Annotated in this window: 14 protein-coding genes; 11 read left to right on the top strand and 3 right to left on the bottom strand. The window is 73.2% G+C overall.

The window, feature by feature from the left end:
• Positions 1-24 precede the first annotated feature (24 nt).
• Positions 25-1,284 (top strand): TerD family protein, encoded by a 1,260-nt coding sequence (locus ACFW1I_RS02585; protein WP_384665362.1) that lies wholly within the window; start codon positions 25-27, stop codon positions 1,282-1,284.
• A gap of 10 nt (positions 1,285-1,294) precedes the next feature.
• Here the strand turns inward: ACFW1I_RS02585 and ACFW1I_RS02580 are convergent, their stop codons facing one another.
• A complete protein-coding gene (locus tag ACFW1I_RS02580) occupies positions 1,295-2,245 on the bottom strand; it encodes a CAP domain-containing protein (RefSeq protein ID WP_384665360.1) in 951 nt (316 codons plus the stop codon).
• A gap of 200 nt (positions 2,246-2,445) precedes the next feature.
• Here ACFW1I_RS02580 and ACFW1I_RS02575 point away from each other — a divergent pair, with 200 nt between their 5' ends.
• The 4 genes from ACFW1I_RS02575 to ACFW1I_RS02560 all read left to right on the top strand — a co-directional run bounded on the left by ACFW1I_RS02575 (position 2,446) and on the right by ACFW1I_RS02560 (position 8,743).
• Positions 2,446-2,727, top strand: a complete 282-nt coding sequence (locus tag ACFW1I_RS02575) for an acylphosphatase (protein ID WP_360314502.1) — start codon at positions 2,446-2,448, stop codon at positions 2,725-2,727.
• A 419-nt stretch (positions 2,728-3,146) separates the two neighbouring features.
• Positions 3,147-3,365, top strand: a complete 219-nt coding sequence (locus tag ACFW1I_RS02570) for a hypothetical protein (protein ID WP_031013946.1) — start codon at positions 3,147-3,149, stop codon at positions 3,363-3,365.
• A gap of 176 nt (positions 3,366-3,541) precedes the next feature.
• Entirely contained in the window at positions 3,542-7,108 is a 3,567-nt protein-coding gene (gene smc, locus ACFW1I_RS02565; RefSeq protein WP_384665358.1) for a chromosome segregation protein SMC, read from the top strand.
• Positions 7,109-7,309: 201 nt separating this feature from the next.
• Positions 7,310-8,743 (top strand): sugar porter family MFS transporter, encoded by a 1,434-nt coding sequence (locus ACFW1I_RS02560; protein ID WP_384665356.1) that lies wholly within the window; start codon positions 7,310-7,312, stop codon positions 8,741-8,743.
• A 44-nt stretch (positions 8,744-8,787) separates the two neighbouring features.
• Here ACFW1I_RS02560 and ACFW1I_RS02555 read toward each other — a convergent pair whose 3' ends face one another.
• On the bottom strand, positions 8,788-9,759 hold the full coding sequence (locus ACFW1I_RS02555) for an LLM class flavin-dependent oxidoreductase (protein ID WP_384665354.1): 972 nt from the start codon (positions 9,757-9,759) through the stop codon (positions 8,788-8,790).
• A 151-nt stretch (positions 9,760-9,910) separates the two neighbouring features.
• Here ACFW1I_RS02555 and ftsY point away from each other — a divergent pair, with 151 nt between their 5' ends.
• Complete coding sequence (gene ftsY / locus ACFW1I_RS02550; RefSeq protein WP_384665352.1) at positions 9,911-11,137, top strand: signal recognition particle-docking protein FtsY; 1,227 nt, start codon at positions 9,911-9,913, stop codon at positions 11,135-11,137.
• Between the two features lie 259 nt (positions 11,138-11,396).
• Here the strand turns inward: ftsY and ACFW1I_RS02545 are convergent, their stop codons facing one another.
• Positions 11,397-12,050 carry a bifunctional DNA primase/polymerase gene (locus tag ACFW1I_RS02545; RefSeq protein WP_384665350.1) on the bottom strand — a complete coding sequence of 218 codons (654 nt, stop codon included), beginning with the start codon at positions 12,048-12,050 and terminating at the stop codon, positions 11,397-11,399.
• A 438-nt stretch (positions 12,051-12,488) separates the two neighbouring features.
• Here ACFW1I_RS02545 and ACFW1I_RS02540 point away from each other — a divergent pair, with 438 nt between their 5' ends.
• From ACFW1I_RS02540 to ffh, 5 genes are all read left to right on the top strand, one after another.
• Positions 12,489-13,964: a hypothetical protein gene (locus ACFW1I_RS02540; RefSeq protein ID WP_384665348.1), complete on the top strand. Its 1,476-nt coding sequence runs from the start codon at positions 12,489-12,491 to the stop codon at positions 13,962-13,964.
• Between the two features lie 355 nt (positions 13,965-14,319).
• Positions 14,320-15,666 carry an ammonium transporter gene (locus ACFW1I_RS02535; protein WP_384665346.1) on the top strand — a complete coding sequence of 449 codons (1,347 nt, stop codon included), beginning with the start codon at positions 14,320-14,322 and terminating at the stop codon, positions 15,664-15,666.
• Positions 15,663-16,001, top strand: a complete 339-nt coding sequence (locus ACFW1I_RS02530; protein ID WP_015036464.1) for a P-II family nitrogen regulator — start codon at positions 15,663-15,665, stop codon at positions 15,999-16,001. The genes ACFW1I_RS02535 and ACFW1I_RS02530 overlap by 4 nt, the downstream gene beginning before the upstream one ends.
• A gap of 130 nt (positions 16,002-16,131) precedes the next feature.
• Entirely contained in the window at positions 16,132-18,624 is a 2,493-nt protein-coding gene (locus ACFW1I_RS02525; protein ID WP_384665345.1) for a [protein-PII] uridylyltransferase, read from the top strand.
• A gap of 117 nt (positions 18,625-18,741) precedes the next feature.
• Complete coding sequence (gene ffh, locus ACFW1I_RS02520) at positions 18,742-20,295, top strand: signal recognition particle protein (RefSeq protein WP_384665343.1); 1,554 nt, start codon at positions 18,742-18,744, stop codon at positions 20,293-20,295.
• The last annotated feature ends 127 nt before the right edge of the window (positions 20,296-20,422 follow it).

Here is a 20,422-nt window from a genome sequence, read left to right as displayed (position 1 = left end):
TACGCACATCCTGAGAGGCCCACCATGACCACCACCGACACCACCCCGCTCGCCAAGGGCGGCAACGTCCCGCTGACCGGCACCCACTGCCGCACCACGCTGACCTCGGCCGGGACCGCCGTCGACGTCTCCGCCGTGCTGCTCGGCGCGGACGGTCGGGTGCGCAGCGACGACGACCTCGTCTTCTACAACCATCCGTCGCACGACGGGGTGACCCTGTCGGAGCGGACCATCGGCGTGGACCTGGCGGCGGTGCCGGCCGGTGTCGACCGCATCGCGATCGTCGCCAGCGTCGACCCGGAGCTGCCGGCGGCCCGCTTCGACGGGGGAGCGACCCCGCGGGCGCTGGTGGAGTGCGGGACCGACCGGTTCTCCTTCGCGCCGCCGCCCTTCGAGCACGGGGAGACGGTGGCCGTGCTGGTCGAGCTCTACCGGCGGGCGGGCGGCTGGAAGGCGCGGGCGGTGGGGCAGGGCTGGGACACCGGCCTGGCGGGCCTGGCCACGGACTTCGGCATCGAGGTGGCGGGGGACGACGCGCCGGCGGAGCCGCAGGCTCCGGCACCGGTGGCCGTACCCGCGCCCGCCTTCGCGCCCCCGCCGGCGCCCGTCGAGGCCGTGGCGTTCGCGCCCCCGCCGGCTCCCGCCTCCTTCGCCAAGGCACCGCTGGGGAAGGTCACGCTGACCAAGGACGGTCACGCGACCATCGACATGCGGAAGGACGAGCCGGGGCTCGTCGTGACCGCCACCCTCGAATGGGACGGCGGGAGCGAGGAGCGCCAGGAGGCCGGCGCGGACCTCGACCTGTACGCGCTGTACGTCCCGGGGCCCCGTGTCACCCCGCCGGGCGAGCGGGCGAAGAAGTCGGACGACGCCGTCTACTACCGGGGCCTGGGCTCGGTCTCGGGTCCGCCGTACATCGCCCTGGACGGCGACGCCCGCGTCCCGGGGCGCGAGACCGTCACCATCCACCGTCCCGACCAGCAGGGTTACGTCCTCGTCTGCGCCTACAGCGCGGTGGAGAACGGCACCGGTTCCTTCCGGTCCTTCGGCGCCCGGGCGGTGGTCACCGACGGTCGGGGCTCGACGGTGGAGGTGCCCCTCTTCCACGACTGCGAGCTGTCCTACTGGGTGGCCATCGCCCTGATCGACTTCACCGTCCCGGAAGGGGCGCTGATCCGGCACGTCGAGCAGTACTCCGAGGAGCACGAGGAGGCCCGCCCGGCGCTCTACTCCGACGGCACCTTCACGATGGGTGCCGGGAGGACCGAGTTCAAGACCATGTGAGTCCCAGGGCTCAGTAGCCGAAGTCCTGGGTCCACCACGGGCCGCCGTCGGCGAAGTGGACGCCCACGCCGAGGGTGGTGAAGTCGCAGTTCAGGATGTTGGCGCGGTGGCCGTCGCTGTTCATCCAGGAGACCATCGCGGCGGTCGCGTCGACCTGGCCGCGCGCGATGTTCTCGCCGCCGAGGTTCGTGATGCCGGCCGCCTGGGCGCGGGACCAGGGGGTGGCGCCGTCGGGGTCGGTGTGGTCGAAGAAGCCGCGGTTCGCCATGTCGGCGCTGAACGCGCCGGCCAGCCGGGCGAGGCCGTCCGACGGCTGGACCGGCGAGCAGCCGACCTTGCCGCGCTCGACGTTCACCAGGCGCAGCACCTCGGCCTCGGCCGCGTCCGCGCGGTCGGCGGTGGAGCCCGCCGCCGTCGTCGTCTCCTCGGCCGTGGCCTCCGTGGTGGGGGCGGGCGTCGGGGTCGCGGTCCGCGTGGGGGCCGGGGTGGTCCTCGACGGCTCGGGCTTCGGCTTCGCCTGGGTGGTGGCGGGCGCGGGGGCCGCGGTGCGCGTCTTCGACGGCGTGGGGGAGGGGGTCGCGGTCCTGGTGGGGGTGGGCGTGGGCTTGGGCTTCGGGGAGGCCGTGGTCCTCCTGGGCGCCGGGGCGCTCGTGCCCGTGCCCGCCGCCGTGTCCGCCGGGGTGCGGGTCGCCCCGCCCTGGGTGGTCAGCTCCGGGGCCTGCCGGGACTCCGCGGTGGTCGGCCGGCTGCTGCCCACGCTGCCCGCGGTGAGGGTCTCCCCGCCGGGGAGCAGGCCGGTGGCGACCGCGGCGGCGCCGACGGCGACCGCCGCCGAGGCGCCGATCAGTCCGTTGCGGACGGGGTGGCGCCGCCTGCGGCGCGTACCCCCGTGACCGCGGTCGGTGCCGGTCGCGTAGTCTGCCTCGGCGGGCGCGGCGCCGGAGCGACGGTGGCGTCCCATCTGCCCTGCCTCCCTGAGCTGGCTCTTTGCTGGATCTTTGCGGCCTTTGCTTTCGGCATGGATCGGTACGGAGCGTGACGCTGCGTACGGGTGGCCGAAAGGTGTGCACCCGTGTGGGTGAGGCGCATTCCGTCGGACTGTACGCCATGGGAAGCCGCCGCGACGTGCTGTTCGGGCAATCCGCCCGCTAGCGTGCAGCCATGAGCGACGACGTACGGATGACCGCCTGGGTGCGGGGGCGAGTACAGGGAGTGGGCTTCCGCTGGTTCACCAGGGCAAACGCCTTGGAGATCGGTGGCCTCAAGGGCTTCGCCCTGAACCTCGACGACGGCCGGGTGCAGGTGGTGGCCGAGGGCCCGAGTGACAATTGCCACCGTCTCCTCGACTGGCTGCGGTCCGATGACACGCCCGGCCGCGTGGACGGCGTCACCGAGATATGGGACACCCCCCGCGGCGGCTACGACGGCTTCGCCATCCGCTGACCCGCACCCCCGGAACCTTCGCCGGCCCTCCCTCCGGACGCCCCTCGCGGGCGCCGGGCGGAGGGCCGGTTTCGCGTGGATGAACGCCGGTGAACAGGCGAAGCACCTGGTGGTTGCCAAGATTCGGCAGTCGTGCAAGGCTTCCCGGGTAAGGATGATCGCCACGCCCCGGGGCAACGGGTCGAGAGGCGCCGCCGCCTGCGACGCGGCCGCGAACTCCCCGTCTGCCGGGCCGTTCGGCGCGTGATCGTGTTGACCGTCAAACTTTTTGGTGAGACTCTGGAAGCCCCGCGCACCTTAGCTGTGTGGCAGTAGAACACCGGCACGACTCAGGTACTGCCGAGCACCGCGGGTGCGAATCCATCCCTCACGACCCACACCGCAATCGGTCGGTCACTCAGTGTGGAGGACCACTCATCATGGCAAAGGCGCTTCTCGGTTACGTCGGCGGCTCCGACCCGCGACTCCTCGCCGAGATGCGACGGCTCCAGCAGCGCGTCCAGGACCTGGAATCCGAGCTCGTACGGATCCAGACCGAGAACGACGCGCTCAGCGCTGCCGCCGCTCAGCACCAGGGCGAGACGCTGCTCGACCGCATCGACCTCGACGTACCCCAGGCAGAGCCTGCGCTCACCTGACACCCGGCCCCGAGGGCTTCAGGTGGGAACAGCTGAATAGGCAAGGGGCGCCTCGGCGTCCCTTCTTTTCTTCCCCGTGTCATCGTCTCTTCCCCCCGTGTCACACCCCTCGTCACCCGAGGGTCTGCCCTGCGCGATCACGGGCGAAACGCGACACCCCGGGTAGAGTCCCCGGGGTGCACCTCAAGGCCCTGACGCTCCGCGGATTCAAGTCGTTCGCCTCCGCCACCACGCTGAGGTTCGAACCAGGAATCACCTGTGTCGTCGGGCCCAACGGCTCCGGCAAGTCCAACGTCGTGGACGCGCTCTCCTGGGTCATGGGCGAACAGGGCGCCAAGTCGCTGCGCGGCGGCAAGATGGAGGACGTCATCTTCGCCGGCACCACCGGGCGGCCCCCGCTCGGCCGCGCCGAGGTCTCGCTCACCATCGACAACTCCGACGGCGCCCTGCCCATCGACTACGCCGAGGTGACGATCACCCGGATCATGTTCCGGGGCGGCAGCAGCGAGTACCAGATCAACGGCGACACCTGCCGGCTGCTCGACATCCAGGACCTCCTCTCCGACTCCGGCATCGGCCGCGAGATGCACGTCATCGTCGGCCAGGGGCAGCTGGACTCGGTGCTGCACGCCGACCCCATGGGCCGGCGCGCCTTCATCGAGGAGGCCGCCGGCGTCCTCAAACACCGCAAGCGCAAGGAGAAGGCGCTGCGGAAGCTCGACGCGATGCAGGCCAACCTCGCGCGCGTGCAGGACCTCAACGACGAACTGCGCCGCCAGCTCAAGCCGCTCGGCCGGCAGGCCGCCGTCGCCCGCCGCGCCGTCGTCATCCAGGCCGACCTGCGCGACGCCCGCCTGCGCCTCCTCGCCGACGACCTCGTCCGCCTCCAGCGCGCCCTGCACACCGAACTCGCCGACGAGGCCGCCCTGCTGGCCCGCAAGGAGGCCACCGAGGAGGAACTGCGCACCGCCCTCGCCCACGAGTCCGCGCTGGAGGCCGAGGTCCGCGCCCTCGCCCCGCGCCTGGAGCGCGCCCAGCAGAACTGGTACGCCCTCTCCCAGCTCGCCGAGCGCGTCCGCGGCACCGTCTCCCTCGCCGACGCCCGGGTGAAGAGCGCCGGCGACGCCCCCGCCGAGGAGCGGCGCGGCCGCGACCCCGAGGACCTGGAGCGCGAGGCCGCCCGCGTCCGCGAACAGGAGGCCGAGCTGGAGGCCGCCCTGGAGGCCGCCGAACGGGCCCTGGAGGACACCGTCGAGCACCGGGCCGAGCTGGAGCGGGCCCTCGCCGCCGAGGAACGGCGCCTCAAGGACGCCGCCCGCGCCCTCGCCGACCGTCGCGAGGGCCTCGCCCGGCTGCACGGCCAGGCCAACGCCGCCCGCTCCCGCGCCGCCTCCGCCCAGGCCGAGATCGACCGGCTCACCGCCGCCCGCGACGAGGCCGCCGACCGGGCCGCCGCCGCCCAGGAGGAGTACGAACAGCTCAAGGCCGAGGTCGACGACCTCGACGCCGCCGACACCGCGCACGGCGAACGGTACGAGGAGGCCCGCCGCGCCCTCGCCGAGGCGGAGGCCGCGCTCGGCGCCGCCCGCGAGGAGGCAGCCGACGCCGAGCGCCGCCGGGCCGCCACCCGCGCCCGGCACGACACCCTCGCGCTCGGACTGCGCCGCAAGGACGGCACCGGCGCCCTCCTCGCCGCCGGCCTCACCGGGATCCTCGGCCCCGCCGCCGAACTCCTCACCGTCGCCCCCGGATACGAGGTCGCCGTCGCCGCCGCGCTCGGAGCCGCCGCCGACGCCCTCGCCGCCGACGGCCCCACCGCCGCCGTCGAGGCCCTCCGCCTCCTCCGCAAACAGGACGCCGGCCGCGCCACCCTGCTCCTGACGACCGCCGAGCGGACCGCGACCCCGCTGCCCCCGGGCACCGTGTCCGCCGCCGCGCTCGTCTCCGGCCCCGCCGGCCTGCTGGGCTCCGTCCACCGGCTGCTCGACGGGGTCGCCGTCGTCGACGGCCTCGACGAGGCCCGCGACCTCGTCCGCGCCCACCCCGGGCTGACCGCCGTCACCGCCGACGGCGACCTCCTCGGCGCCCACTGGGCCCAGGGCGGCTCGGCCGGCGCGCCCAGCCTCCTCGAAGTCCAGGCCCAGGTCGACGAGGCCGCCGCCGAACTCGCCGAACTCGCCGTCCGCTGCGAGGAGTCGGCCCGCGCCAAGGAGGAGGCCGGCGAGCGCCGCCGGGCCCGCGCCGCCCGCGTCGAGGAGCTCGACGCCCTCCGGCGTACCGCCGAGAAGGAGAAGGCGTCCGTCGCCCAGGCCCTCGGACGGCTCGCCGGCCAGGCCAGGGGAGCGGCCGGCGAGGCCGAGCGGACCGCCGCCGCCGTCGCCCGCGCCCAGGAGGCCCTGGAACGCGCCGGCGCCGAGGCCGAGGAGCTGGCCGAGCGGCTGCTCGCCGCCGAGGAGGCACCGGCCGAGGAGGAACCCGACACCTCCGTCCGCGACCGGCTCGCCATCGACGGGTCCAACGCCCGCCAGACCGAGATGGAGGCCCGCCTCCAGGTCCGCACCCACGAGGAGCGGGTCAAGGGCCTGGCCGGCCGCGCCGACTCCCTCGACCGGGCCGCCCGCGCCGAACGGGACGCACGCGCGCGTGCCGAGCAGCGCCGCGCCCGGCTCCGCCACGAGGCCCGCGTCGCGGGTGCGGTCGCCGCCGGAGCCCGTACCCTCCTCGCCCACGTCGAGGTCTCCCTGGAACGCGCCGAACAGGAGCGGGCCGCGGCCACCGCCGCCCGCGCCGACCGCGAACAGGGCCTCGGCGCCGCCCGCGCCCGCGGCCGCGAGCTCAAGACCGAGCTCGACAAGCTCACCGACTCCGTCCACCGCGGCGAGGTCCTGGGCGCCGAGAAGCGGCTGCGGATCGAGCAGCTGGAGGCGAAGGCGCTGGAGGAGTTCGGCGTCGAAGCGGGCGCCCTCACCGCCGAGTACGGCCCCGACCAGCCCGTCCCGCCCTCGCCCCCCGCCGACGGCGAGACCCTCCCGGACACCGCGTCCGACAGCGGCTCCGCCGCGGGCGCCGACCCGCGCAACCAGCCCCGCCCGTTCATCCGTTCGGAGCAGGAGAAGCGGCTGAAGGCGGCCGAGCGCGCCTTCCAGCAGCTCGGCAAGGTCAACCCGCTGGCCCTGGAGGAGTTCGCGGCCCTGGAGGACCGGCACCGCTTCCTCTCCGAGCAGCTGGAGGACCTGAAGAAGACCCGCGCCGACCTGCTTCAGGTCGTGAAGGAGGTCGACCAGCGGGTCGAGCAGGTCTTCACCGAGGCCTACCGGGACACCGCCCGCGAGTTCGAGGGCGTCTTCTCCCGACTCTTCCCGGGCGGCGAGGGCCGGCTCGTGCTCACCGACCCCGACAACATGCTCACCACCGGCGTCGAGGTGGAGGCCCGCCCGCCGGGCAAGAAGGTCAAGCGGCTCTCGCTGCTCTCCGGCGGCGAGCGCTCGCTGACCGCCGTGGCGCTGCTCGTGTCGATCTTCAAGGCCCGCCCCAGCCCCTTCTACGTCATGGACGAGGTCGAGGCGGCGCTCGACGACACCAACCTCCAGCGCCTGATCCGGATCATGCGGGAGCTCCAGGAGTCCTCGCAGCTCATCGTGATCACCCACCAGAAGCGCACGATGGAGGTCGCGGACGCGCTGTACGGGGTCTCCATGCAGGGCGACGGCGTCTCCAAGGTGATCAGCCAGCGGCTCCGCTGAGCCCCCTCTCGTTCACCTGTTCAAGCAATGAAGATCATCAGGTCTCAAGCTATGTAAAAGTCATATGACATCGCCTATTGACTTCAAAACTTGAACGCATAGTCTCTGCAACGTTGCTTTTACCTTCATGTGGTGGGCGGCGCGAAGGTGTGCGCCACTGGAAGCCACGTGCAAGGGCTGTCCCCCCACCGAGGAGTCCATGTGACCGACACCGCGCAGGCCCCCACGCCGCCGCCTTCCGAAGGAAGGGCGGCACATCCGGACCACCTCGGCCATGTCATCTTCATCACCGCCTCCGCCGCGATGGGCGGCTTCCTCTTCGGCTACGACAGCTCCGTCATCAACGGCGCCGTCGAGGCCATCCGCGACCGCTACGACATCGGCTCCGCGACCCTCGCCCAGGTCATCGCCATCGCCCTGATCGGCTGCGCCATCGGCGCCGCGACCGCCGGCCGGATCGCCGACCGCATCGGCCGCATCCGCTGCATGCAGATCTCCGCCGCCCTCTTCACGATCAGCGCCGTCGGCTCCGCCCTGCCCTTCGCCCTCTGGGACCTCGCCTTCTGGCGGATCGTCGGCGGCTTCGCCATCGGCATGGCCTCCGTCATCGGCCCCGCCTACATCGCCGAGGTCGCCCCCGCCGCCTACCGGGGCCGCCTCGGCTCCTTCCAGCAGGCCGCCATCGTCATCGGCATCGCCATCTCCCAGCTCGTCAACTACGGCATCCTCCAGCTCGCCGACGGCGACCAGCGCGGCGAGATCGGCGGCCTGGAGGCGTGGCAGTGGATGCTCGGCGTGATGGTCGTCCCCGCCCTCCTCTACGGGCTGCTCTCCTTCGCCATCCCCGAGTCCCCGCGCTTCCTCATCTCCGTCGGCAGGACCGACCGGGCCAAGGAGGTGCTCGCCGAGGTCGAGGGCAAGGACGTCAACCTCGACCACCGCGTCGCCGAGATCGAGCTGGCCATGCGCAGCGAGCACAAGTCCACCTTCAAGGACCTGCTCGCCCCCGGCAGCCGCTTCCGCCTGCTCCCCATCGTCTGGGTCGGCATCGGGCTCTCCGTCTTCCAGCAGCTCGTCGGCATCAACGTCGCCTTCTACTACTCCTCGACGCTCTGGCAGTCCGTCGGCATCGACCCGTCGAGCTCGTTCTTCTACTCGTTCACCACGTCGATCATCAACATCATCGGCACCGTGATCGCGATGGTCCTGGTCGACCGGGTCGGCCGCAAGCCGCTCGCCCTCGTCGGCTCCGTCGGCATGGCGATCGCCCTCGCCTTCGAGGCGTGGGCCTTCTCCGCCGACCTCGTCGACGGCAAGCTCCCCGAGACCCAGGGCGTCGTCGCCCTCGTCGCCGCCCACGTCTTCGTGCTCTTCTTCGCCCTCTCCTGGGGCGTGGTGGTCTGGGTCTTCCTCGGCGAGATGTTCCCCAACCGGATCCGCGCCGCCGCCCTCGGCGTCGCCGCCTCCGCCCAGTGGATCGCCAACTGGGCCATCACCGCCAGCTTCCCGTCCCTCTCGGACTGGAACCTCTCCGGCACCTACGTCATCTACACGGTCTTCGCCGTGCTCTCGATCCCCTTCGTGCTCCGGTACGTCAAGGAGACCAAGGGCAAGGCGTTGGAGGAGATGGGCTAACCCCCGCTGCCCCTCTCCTCACGACGGCTGCCCCGGCCCGAGGCTCACGCCCCGAGCCGGGGCAGCACCTCGTCGCAGAACAGCCGCAGACTCCGCCACCCCTCCTCCAGCGGCATCCCCCCGCACAGCGGATGCAGCACCAGGCTCTCCAGGCCCAGCTCCGCGCACTCCCCGGGCGTCACCACCCGGTACACCCCCTCCGCCCGCAGCTCCGCCACGCTCGTCGCCGCCGACCGCACCGCCGAGCGGATGTCCTTGGACTGCCAGGAGGCGTAGGTCCGCGCCTCGTGCAGGAAGTGCTCCCCGTACTCCGCCCAGGTCCGGTCCGGATCCTCCGACACGTGCAGCAGCGGCGTCACCGGGCCCGGCATCATCGTCCACCCCTCGGTGCCGTACTCCGCGCAGCGCTCCTGGTAGTACGCCTCCAGCTCCGGCAGGTGCGCGGACGGGAAGAACGGCAGCCCGAGCCGGGCCGCGCGCCGCGCCGCCGCCTTCGAGGAGCCCCCGACCAGCAGCAGCGGGTGCGGGTCGGTGAAGGGCCGCGGGGTGACCCGTACCGTACGGCCCCGGAACGCGAAGGGCTCGCCCGTCCACGCGGCCAGCAGCGTCTCCAGGAGCTCGTCCTGGAGCCGGCCGCGGCGCCCCCAGTCCACCCCGCGCTCCTCGTACTCCTCCGGCCGGTAGCCGATCCCCGCCACCGTCACCAGCCGGCCCCGGCTCAGCAGGTCGAGCACCGCGATCTCCTCCGCGAGCCGCAGCGGGTCGTGCAGCGGGCCGATGATCGCGGAGACCGTGACGGCGATCCGGCGCGTGGCGCCGAGGACCGCGCCCGCGAAGACGAAGGGGGAGGGGAGCCAGTTGTTCTCCACCCCGTGGTGCTCCTCGGTCTGGACCGTGTCCACCCCGTGCCCGTCGGCGTAGGCGGCCATCTCCAGCGCGGCGCGGTACCGCTCCGCCAGGGACTCGGGGGTGGCGCGCGGGTCGACCAGGTTGAACCGTACGACGCTGAAGGCCATGAGGGGTCCCCTTCCGCGGGTGGGCTGCCGGCGAGGGGCGACCATAGCTGACGGGGCGTCAGATGAGAACGGCGCCGGTCGCCCGGAACCGCGACCCACGCTGCGTACGTACTGCGTCACCGACCGGGTCGTGGCCGATACTGGAGCGGTTATGGAACTCATCCTTGCTGTAGTCATCGCTCTGGTCGTCGCGGTCGCCGTGACCAGCGGGCTCGTGATCAGCGGTCGCAAGAAGAAGCAGCTGCCGCCGGCCGAGCCGCCGTCCACCACGCCGACCATCACCGCTCCGCCCGCCGAGCCGCACGTCGGCGACGAGGCGGAGACACCGCGGGAAGAACCACGCCGCACCGTCGAGGAGGTCGGCCTCCCGACCGCCGAGGAGGCGGTCGAGACCCCCGCCGCCGTCGAGGACCCGGTCGTCGCCGAGGCGCCCCCCGCGCCCGAGATCGAGGTGCCCGAGCCCACCGCCGGACGCCTCGTCCGCCTCCGGGCCCGGCTCGCCCGCTCCCAGAACTCGCTGGGCAAGGGCCTGCTGACGCTGCTCTCCCGCGAGCACCTCGACGAGGACACCTGGGAGGAGATCGAGGAGACCCTCCTCACCGCCGACGTCGGCGTCGCCCCCACCCAGGAACTGGTCGAGCGGCTGCGCGAGCGCGTCAAGGTGCTCGGCACCCGCACCCCCGAGGAGCTGCGCGGCCTGCTCCGCGAGGAGCTGATCGCCCTCCTCGGCGACTACGACCGCACCGTCCACACCGAGAGCCCCCAGGACGTCCCCGGCGTCGTCATGGTCGTCGGCGTCAACGGCACCGGCAAGACCACCACCACCGGCAAGCTCGCGCGTGTCCTCGTCGCCGACGGCAAGTCCGTCGTCCTCGGCGCCGCCGACACCTTCCGCGCCGCCGCCGCCGACCAGCTCCAGACCTGGGGCGACCGGGTCGGCGCCCGCACCGTCCGCGGCCCCGAGGGCGGCGACCCGGCCTCGATCGCCTACGACGCGGTCAAGGAGGGCATCGCCGAGAAGGCCGACGTCGTCCTCGTCGACACCGCCGGCCGCCTGCACACCAAGACCGGCCTCATGGACGAGCTCGGCAAGGTCAAGCGCGTCGTCGAGAAGCACGGCCCGCTCGACGAGATCCTCCTCGTCCTCGACGCCACCACCGGCCAGAACGGGCTCATCCAGGCCCGCGTCTTCGCCGAGGTCGTCGACATCACCGGCATCGTCCTCACCAAGCTCGACGGCACCGCCAAGGGCGGCATCGTCGTCGCCGTCCAGCGCGAGCTCGGCGTCCCCGTCAAGCTCGTCGGCCTCGGCGAGGGCCCGGACGACCTGGCCCCCTTCGAGCCCGCCGCCTTCGTCGACGCCCTCATCGGCGACTGATCCGGCGACTCAACCGGCGACCGGCGCCCCCGGCATACGCGGAAGGGCCCCCCCCCCGCCCCAGGTGGGGGCGCCCCCACCAGCCCCCACAGGGGGAGAGGGGGGCAGAGGCTCGCGCCCGGGCACGCGCACCTCCGCCCCCGCCGCGTGGGTCGCCCCCTTCAGCGCGGACTTACCGGGCTACTAACCCGCCCACGGGCCCCCCGGGAAAACGCGTACGGCCCCCCCCCCCCCCGGCGGGGGGCCCTCCTCCGTACGCCTACGCGTGCGTCCGGTGGCACATGTACGCCAGCGTGCCGAGCAGCAGCCGCGCCTGCGGCGGCGCCCCCGCCGTGTCCAGCGTCGGCGGCCGCAGCCAGCGCACCGGACCCAGACCGCCCAGATTCGACGGGGGAGCGGTGATGTGCGCGCCCGGCCCCAGACAGTGCAGGTCCAGATCCGCGTCGTCCCAGCCCATCCGGTACAGCAGCCGCGGCAGCTCCGCCGCCGCGCCCGGCGCCACGAAGAACTGCGCCCGCCCGGTCGGCGTCGCACAGACCGGCCCGAGCGGCAGCCCCATGCGCTCCATCCGGACCAGCGCCCGCCGGCCCGCCGCCTCGGCCACCTCGATCACGTCGAAGGCCCGGCCCACCGGCAGCAGCAGCGCCGCGCCCGGGTACTCCGACCACGCCTTGGTCGCGTCGTCGAGCCCCGCGCCGGCCGGGACCGGCGGCGCGAAGGAGAGGGGGTGCGCGCCCGGAGCCGTGCAGGCCCGGTCGCCGCAGGAGCACTGGCCGGAGACGGCCCGCGCGCCGGGCTGGACGTCCCAGCCCCAGAGTCCGGTGTACTCGGCCACCGCTGTGCACTCGGTGGTGCGTGCGCGGCGCCGTGAGCCGGACCGCATCTCACGAATGCCGCCGATCGTGAAGCCCATGCCCCCTCCAACGGGTCGGACGCGCAGGTGGTTACGACCCGGAACACCCCTGTCACGGACGGTGACGCCACGCCCGGGGTTCGTCGCCCAGGGTGGCGCTCGGTCGTGCACGGGGTGGTGCGCACGGTGGCGCGCGCCTCTTCGCGCTTCCGTGCGCTTACCCCGGGTCGTCGCATGTCAAGTGAATCGTGAAGAGCGCCCGGCGAGTTCATTCGAAGGGGTGGCGAATGGTGGCGTTTCTTGAAACGCCCTCACGGCAGGGGTGATCGTAGGATTACTTTCGGTACCCGAACCCCGGAGGGGCGTGCGCGGGTGGGTATGCCGGAGGCAACCAGGTTTCCCGTTCGAAGGAGTCGGAACACCGAGCGGAGCGCCGCCGGACGCGGCATTCTGATAGGGGTTCGCACGACAGGCAATCAGGTGGATGGGGGCGTTCCAGTGGGCGGCAGCGGCACAGACGGTACGAATGCCGGCAAGCGCCCCAACGAGCGGCTCGGCTCGTGGTTCGTGCGCAGCGGCTGGTCCAAGGGCGAGCTGGCCCGCCAAGTCAACCGCAGGGCCCGCCAGATGGGCGCCCACCACATCTCCACCGACACCTCCCGGGTCCGCCGCTGGCTCGACGGCGAGCAGCCCCGCGAACCGATCCCGAGAATCCTCTCCGAGCTGTTCTCCGAGCGCTTCGGCTCCGTCGTCGCCATCGAGGACCTCGGACTCCGCACCGCCCACCAGACGCCCTCCGTCTCCGGCGTCGACCTCCCCTGGGCGGGACCGCAGACCGTCTCCCTGCTCAGCGAGTTCTCCCGCAGCGACCTGATGCTCGCCCGGCGCGGCTTCCTCGGCTCCTCGCTCCAGCTCGCCGCGGGACCCGCCCTCATCGAGCCCATGCAGCGCTGGCTGGTGCCCACCCCGGCCGGCGAGCCCGTCCCCGGCGAGCCCGCCCCCGACGGCCGCCGCCCCCACCGGCTCTCCGAGATCGAGCTGGACCTGCTCGAATCCACCACCGCCATGTTCCGCAAGTGGGACGCCCAGTGCGGCGGCGGACTGCGCCGCAAGGCCGTCGTCGGCCAGCTCCACGAGGTCACCGACCTCCTCCAGGAGTCCCAGCCGGCCGCCACCGCCAAGCGCCTCTTCACCGTCGCCGCCGAACTCGCCGAGCTGGCCGGGTGGATGAGCTACGACGTGGGCCTCCAGCCCACCGCCCAGAAGTACTTCGTGCTCGCCCTGCACGCCGCCAAGGAGGCCGGCGACAAGCCGCTCGGCTCGTACATCCTGTCCTCGATGAGCCGGCAGATGATCCACCTCGGCCGGCCCGACGACGCCCTCGAACTCATCCACCTCGCCCAGTACGGCAGCCGGGAGTGCGCCACCCCGCGCACCCAGGCCATGCTGTATGCGATGGAGGCCCGCGCCTACGCCAACATGGGCCAGCCCTCCAAGTGCAAGCGGGCCGTGCGGATGGCCGAGGACACCTTCGCCGACGCCACCCTCGAAGGCGGTCCCGAGCCCGACTGGATCCGCTTCTTCACCGAGGCCGAGCTCAACGGCGAGAACTCCCACTCCTACCGCGACCTCGCCTATGTCGCCGGGCGCTCCCCGACCTACGCCTCGCTGGCCGAGCCCGTCATGGAGCGGGCCGTGGAGCTCTTCGAGAAGGACCCCGACCACCAGCGGTCGTACGCCCTCAACCTGATCGGCATGGCCACCGTCCACCTGCTCAAGCGCGAGCCCGAGCAGTCCGTCGTGCTCGCCGGGAAGGCCCTCGGGGTGGCCCGCTCCATCCGCTCCGAGCGGGTCAACAACCGGCTCCGCAAGACCGTCGACACCGCCGCCCGCGACTTCGGCGACGTCGCGGAGGTCGTCGACCTCACCGACCGGCTCACCCTGCTCCTGCCCGAGTCCGCCGAGGCCGTCTGACCGGCCCGGCCGCTCCCGCGAGCCCCCGCACCCCGGCCGCGCCGGACGTCCCGTACTGCCCGACTCGGCTCCCCCGCCGCACAGGACACACGGACGCCGGCGCGGCCGGTCCACGTCCCGGACCGTCCGCCCGCCGCCCGCCGGACCGGGAGAGTACGCCCGTTACCTCCCCGTGACCCGGGCGTTCACGGTCGCGTAACACGCCCCCGCCCTTCGTCACTGCGCCGAAACATCGAGCGGCATCGTCGGAAACCGCGCTGCGCGAATCTCTGGCCCATAACCGGCCACCCCTCAGGCCGCCGCTCACCGCCGGCCCCGCCCCGCACAGGCCGCATCCGACGACGAGGAGACGCCGATGGCACCTGCCATCACGACCCTGGCAGCAGACGCCCCCGAGCTGTCCGCCGCCAACACCGGGTTCATGCTCATCTGCTCCGCCCTGGTCATGCTGATGACCCCGGCCCTGGCCTTCTTCTACGGAGGAATGGTCCGCGTCAAGTCCACCCTCAACATGCTGATGATGAGCTTCATCAGCCTCGGGATCGTCACCGTCCTGTGGGTGCTCTACGGCTTCAGCGTCGCCTTCGGCACCGACACCGGCGGCATCGTCGGCTGGTCCTCCGACTACCTCGGCCTCAGCGGCATCGGCGTCACCGAGCTCTGGGACGGCTACACCATCCCGGTGTACGTCTTCGCCGTCTTCCAGCTCATGTTCGCCATCCTCACCCCCGCCCTGATCAGCGGCGCCCTCGCCGACCGGGTCAAGTTCACCGCCTGGGCCCTCTTCATCACCCTGTGGGTCACGGTCGTCTACTTCCCCGTCGCGCACTGGGTCTGGGGCGCGGGCGGCTGGCTCTTCGAGCTGGGCGTCATCGACTTCGCCGGCGGTACGGCGGTCCACATCAACGCCGGTGCCGCGGCCCTCGGCGTCATCCTCGTCATCGGCAAGCGGGTCGGCTTCAAGAAGGACCCGATGCGCCCGCACAGCCTCCCGCTGGTCATGCTCGGCGCCGGTCTGCTCTGGTTCGGCTGGTTCGGCTTCAACGCCGGCTCGTGGCTCGGCAACGACGACGGCGTCGGCGCCGTGATGTTCGTCAACACCCAGGTCGCCACCGGTGCCGCCATGCTCGCCTGGCTCGCCTACGAGAAGCTCCGCCACGGCTCCTTCACCACCCTCGGCGCGGCCTCCGGCGCCGTCGCCGGCCTCGTCGCCATCACCCCCGCCGGCGGCTCCTGCTCCCCGCTCGGCGCGATCGCCATCGGCGCCATCGCCGGTCTCGTCTGCGCCATGGCCGTCGGCCTCAAGTACAAGTTCGGCTACGACGACTCCCTCGACGTCGTCGGCGTCCACCTCGTCGGCGGTGTCCTCGGCTCCCTCCTCGTCGGCTTCTTCGCCACCGGCGGCGTCCAGTCCGAGGCCAAGGGCCTCTTCTACGGCGGCGGCCTCGACCAGCTCGGCAAGCAGGCCGTCGGCGTCTTCGCCGTCCTCGCCTACTCTCTGGTCGTCTCCGCGATCCTCGCCCTGATCATCGACAAGACCATGGGCATGCGGGTCAGCGAGGACGACGAGGTCTCCGGCATCGACCAGGTCGAGCACGCCGAGACCGCCTACGACTTCAGCGGAGCCGGCGGCGGCACCTCCGGGCGCAGCACCGCCGTCACCGCCCCGGTTGTCACGGAGAACAAGAAGGTGGACGCATGAAGCTCATCACCGCGGTCGTGAAGCCGCACCGGCTCGACGAGATCAAGGAGGCGCTCCAGGCGTTCGGGGTGCACGGCCTGACCGTCACCGAGGCCAGCGGCTACGGCCGCCAGCGCGGCCACACCGAGGTCTACCGCGGCGCCGAGTACACCGTCGACCTCGTCCCCAAGATCCGCATCGAGGTGCTGGTCGAGGACGAGGACGCCGAACAGCTCATCGACGTCGTCGTCAAGGCCGCCCGCACCGGCAAGATCGGTGACGGAAAGGTCTGGAGCGTGCCGGTCGAGACCGCCGTCCGCGTCCGCACGGGCGAGCGCGGGCCCGACGCGCTCTAGGAGCAGCACCCGAGGGGGTACGGCTTCCAGGGGTACGGCCTCCGGCCCCGGAGGCCGTACCCCTGAGCCGTACCCCTTTCGGCACGACCCCGCCGCCCCCGCAGAGCGCCCCCGAGCGAAGGAGCCGCCGGTGACCACCTCCGAACCGCAGGACGCGACCGAAGAGCAGGGAGGGGGGTCCCTCCCGGTCGAGCGGAGCCGAGACCTCGGGGGAGGGAACTACGCGGCGGACCGGCTGCGGCTCCTCCAGGAGAGGGCGCGGACCGGGCCCGAGCGCCGTGCCGCCCTCGCCCGGCTCACCGACGACTGGCTCGCCGGACTCTTCGCCGCCGCCGCACCGCCCAGGGGCGTCGCCCTCGTCGCCGTCGGCGGCTACGGCCGCGCCGAGCTCTCCCCGCGCAGCGACCTCGACCTCCTCCTGCTCCACGACGGCAGCGCCCCCAAGGAGGCGGTCGCCGCCCTCGCCGACCGCCTCTGGTACCCCGTCTGGGACCTCGGGCTCGCCCTCGACCACTCGGTCCGCACCCCCGCCCAGGCCCGCGCCACCGCCGCCGAGGACCTCAAGGTCCAGCTCGGCCTCCTCGACGCCCGGCCGCTCGCCGGCGACACCGCCCTGGCCGCCGCCCTGCGCTCCACCGTCCTCGCCGACTGGCGCAACCAGGCCGTCCGCCGCCTCCCCGAACTCGCCGAGCTCTGCCGCGACCGCGCCGAACGCTCCGGCGAACTCCGCTTCCTCCTCGAACCCGACCTCAAGGAGGCCCGCGGCGGCCTCCGCGACGCCCAGGCGCTCCGCGCCGTCGCCGCCTCCTGGCTCGCCGACGCCCCCCGCGACGGCCTCGACACCGCCCGCCGCCGACTCCTCGACGCCCGCGACGCCCTCCACCTGGCCACCGGCCGCGCCACCGACCGGCTCGCCCTCCAGGAACAGGACGCCGTCGCCAAGGAACTCGGCCTCCTCGACGCCGACACCCTGCTCCGCGGCGTGTACGAGGCCGCCGGCACCGTCACGTACGCCTCCGACGTCACCTGGCGCGAGGTCGGCCGCGTCCTCAAGGCCCGCTCCGCCCGCCCCCGGCTCCGCTCGCTCCTCGGCGCCCGGGCCGGACAGAAGGCGCCCGTCGAGCGCACCCCGCTCGCCGAGGGGGTCGTCGAGATGGACGGCGAGGCCGTCCTCGCCCTGTCCGCCCGGCCCGAACGCGACCCCGCCCTCCCGCTGCGCGCCGCCGCCGCGGCCGCCCAGCACGGCCTGCCGCTCTCCCCGCACGCCGTCCGGCGGCTCGCCGCCACCGCCAAGCCGCTGCCGGTGCCCTGGCCGGCCGAGGCCCGCGAGAACCTCGTCACCCTCCTCGGCGCCGGCGCCCCCGCCGTCCCCGTCTGGGAGGCGCTGGAGGCCGAGGGGCTCGTCACCCGGCTGCTGCCCGACTGGGAGCGCGTCCGGCACCGCCCCCAGCGCAACCCCGTCCACACCTGGACCGTCGACCGCCACCTGGTCGAGACCGCCGTCCGCGCCGCCTCCCTCACCCGCCGCGTCGGCCGCCCCGACCTGCTGCTCGTCGCCGCGCTCCTGCACGACATCGGCAAGGGCTGGCCCGGCGACCACTCCGTCGCCGGCGAGACCATCGCCCGCGACCTCGCCGCCCGCATCGGCTTCGACCGCACCGACACCGCCACCGTCGCCACCGTCGTCCGCCACCACCTCCTCCTCGTCGACACCGCCACCCGCCGCGACCTCGACGACCCCGCCACCGTCCAGGCCGTCGCCGCCGCCGTCGGCACCGTCGGCACCCTCGAACTCCTCCACGCCCTCACCGAGGCCGACGCCCTCGCCACCGGACCCGCCGCCTGGTCCGCCTGGCGCGCCTCCCTCGTCGCCGACCTCGTCAAACGCGTCACCGGCGTCCTCGCCGGAGAGCCGCTGCCCGACCCCGAGGCGGCCGCGCCCAGCGCCGAACAGGAACGGCTCGCCGTCGAGGCGCTGCGCACCGGCGAACCGGTCCTCGCCCTGCACACCCGCGACGAACAGCCCCTCGACCCCGACGAGCCCGAACCCGTCGGCGTCGAGCTCCTCATCGCCCTCCCCGACCAGCCGGGCGTCCTGCCCGCCGTCGCCGGCGTCCTCGCCCTCCACCGGCTCACCGTCCGCGCCGCCGACCTGCGCGCCGTGGAACTCCCCACGGAGCTGGGCTCCGCCCCGGGCTCCGTCCTCGTCCTGGACTGGCGGGTCGCCGCCGAGTACGGCTCGCTGCCCCAGGGCCACCGGCTCCGCGCCGACCTGCTCCGCGCCCTCGACGGCTCCCTCGACATCCCCGCCCGGCTCGCCGAACGCGAGGCCGCCTATCCGCGCCGCCGGGGCGTCCAGGCCCCGCCGCCGCGCGTCACCGTCGCCCCCGCCGACTCCCGCCTCGCCACCGTCCTGGAGGTCCGCGCCCAGGACGCCCCCGGCCTGCTCCACCGCATCGGCCGCGCCCTGGAGGGAGCGGCGGTCCGGGTGCGCAGCGCCCACGTCTCGACCCTGGGCGCCAACGCGGTGGACACCCTGTACGTGACGAGGCCGGACGGCTCCCTCCTGCCGGACGAGGAGGCGATCGACCTGGCCAGGGCGCTGGAGGAGGCGCTGGGGTGAGAGGCCCCGGCCCCGTCTCCGGACGCCGGATCGGGCGGGCGGGGCCACACTCTCCGGACGGCCCGATACCCTGGAGGGCAATCCGACCGCCCACGACACCGAGGATCCGCGACCGCCGTGTTCGATACCCTCTCCGACCGCCTTGCAGCGACCTTCAAGAACCTCCGCGGCAAGGGCCGTCTGTCCGAGGCGGACATCGACGCCACCGCACGCGAGATCCGGATCGCCCTGCTCGAAGCGGACGTGGCCCTTCCGGTCGTCCGCTCCTTCATCAAGCAGGTCAAGGAGCGTGCCACCGGGGTCGAGGTCTCGCAGGCCCTCAACCCGGCCCAGCAGGTCATCAAGATCGTCAACGAGGAGCTCATCGGCATCCTCGGCGGCGAGACCCGCCGGCTGCGGTTCGCCAAGACCGCGCCGACCGTGATCATGCTCGCCGGTCTCCAGGGTGCCGGTAAGACCACCCTCGCCGGAAAGCTCGGTCTCTGGCTGAAGGGGCAGGGCCACTCGCCGCTGCTCGTCGCCTGCGACCTCCAGCGCCCCAACGCCGTCAACCAGCTCTCGGTCGTCGCCGACCGCGCCGGCGTCGCCTTCTACGGCCCGCAGCCGGGCAACGGCGTGGGCGACCCGGTCCAGGTCGCCAAGGACTCGATCGAGTACGCGCGCACCAAGCTGTACGACGTCGTCGTCGTCGACACCGCCGGCCGTCTCGGCATCGACCAGGAGCTGATGCAGCAGGCCGCGGACATCCGCGACGCCGTCAGCCCCGACGAGATCCTCTTCGTCGTCGACGCCATGATCGGTCAGGACGCGGTCAACACCGCCGAGGCGTTCCGCGACGGCGTCGGCTTCGACGGCGTCGTGCTCTCCAAGCTCGACGGCGACGCCCGCGGTGGTGCCGCGCTCTCCATCGCGCACGTCACCGGCAAGCAGATCATGTTCGCCTCCAACGGCGAGAAGCTGGACGACTTCGACGCGTTCCACCCGGACCGCATGGCGTCCCGCATCCTCGGCATGGGCGACATGCTGTCGCTCATCGAGAAGGCCCAGCAGACCTTCGACGAGGAAGAGGCCGCCAAGATGGCCTCGAAGCTCGCGTCGAAGAAGGGCCAGGACTTCACCCTGGACGACTTCCTCGCCCAGATGGAGCAGGTCCGCAAGATGGGCTCCATCAGCAAGCTGCTCGGCATGCTGCCCGGCATGGGGCAGATGAAGGAGCAGATCGCCAACATCGACGAGCGGGACGTGGACCGTACCGCCGCCATCATCAAGTCGATGACCCCGGCCGAGCGCCAGGACCCGACGATCATCAACGGCTCCCGCCGCGCCCGCATCGCCAAGGGCTCCGGCGTCGAGGTCAGCGCCGTGAAGGGCCTGGTCGAGCGGTTCTTCGAGGCCCGCAAGATGATGTCCCGGATGGCCCAGGGCGGCGGCCTGCCCGGCATGCCCGGCATCCCGGGCATGGGCGGCGGCCCCGGCCGGCAGAAGAAGCAGATCAAGCAGGCCAAGGGCAAGCGCAAGAGCGGCAACCCGATGAAGCGGAAGGCCGAGGAGCAGGCCGCCCAGGCGAAGCGCGAGCAGGCCCAGCAGGGCGGCGCCTTCGGTCTGCCGGGCGCGGGCCAGGCCCCGCAGGACTTCGAGCTGCCGGACGAGTTCAAGAAGTTCATGGGCTGACACCCGTCGGCCGGAAGGGCCCGGGGGGGGGGGGCGCCGCCCGGGCCCCACCCGCCCGCGCTCCACACCCGCCCCGCGCCCCCCCACACCAGCGCTGTCGGGGGGGTGTGGGGATGGGGGTGACCGG

It is taken from the genome of Streptomyces sp. NPDC058955, from assembly GCF_042741435.1.
Taxonomy (GTDB): Bacteria; Actinomycetota; Actinomycetes; order Streptomycetales; family Streptomycetaceae; genus Streptomyces.
Note: the sequence above shows the minus strand (reverse complement) of the source record. Positions and strands in the feature narration are given on the sequence as shown.

Coding starts and splice junctions, on each gene's coding strand:
- ACFW1I_RS02585 (WP_384665362.1), top strand. CDS start 25: ATGACCACCACCGACACCACCCCGCTCGCCAAGGGCGGCAACGTCCCG.
- ACFW1I_RS02580 (WP_384665360.1), bottom strand. CDS start 2,245: ATGGGACGCCACCGTCGCTCCGGCGCCGCGCCCGCCGAGGCAGACTAC.
- ACFW1I_RS02575 (WP_360314502.1), top strand. CDS start 2,446: ATGAGCGACGACGTACGGATGACCGCCTGGGTGCGGGGGCGAGTACAG.
- ACFW1I_RS02570 (WP_031013946.1), top strand. CDS start 3,147: ATGGCAAAGGCGCTTCTCGGTTACGTCGGCGGCTCCGACCCGCGACTC.
- ACFW1I_RS02555 (WP_384665354.1), bottom strand. CDS start 9,759: ATGGCCTTCAGCGTCGTACGGTTCAACCTGGTCGACCCGCGCGCCACC.
- ftsY (WP_384665352.1), top strand. CDS start 9,911: ATGGAACTCATCCTTGCTGTAGTCATCGCTCTGGTCGTCGCGGTCGCC.
- ACFW1I_RS02545 (WP_384665350.1), bottom strand. CDS start 12,050: ATGGGCTTCACGATCGGCGGCATTCGTGAGATGCGGTCCGGCTCACGG.
- ACFW1I_RS02535 (WP_384665346.1), top strand. CDS start 14,320: ATGGCACCTGCCATCACGACCCTGGCAGCAGACGCCCCCGAGCTGTCC.
- ACFW1I_RS02530 (WP_015036464.1), top strand. CDS start 15,663: ATGAAGCTCATCACCGCGGTCGTGAAGCCGCACCGGCTCGACGAGATC.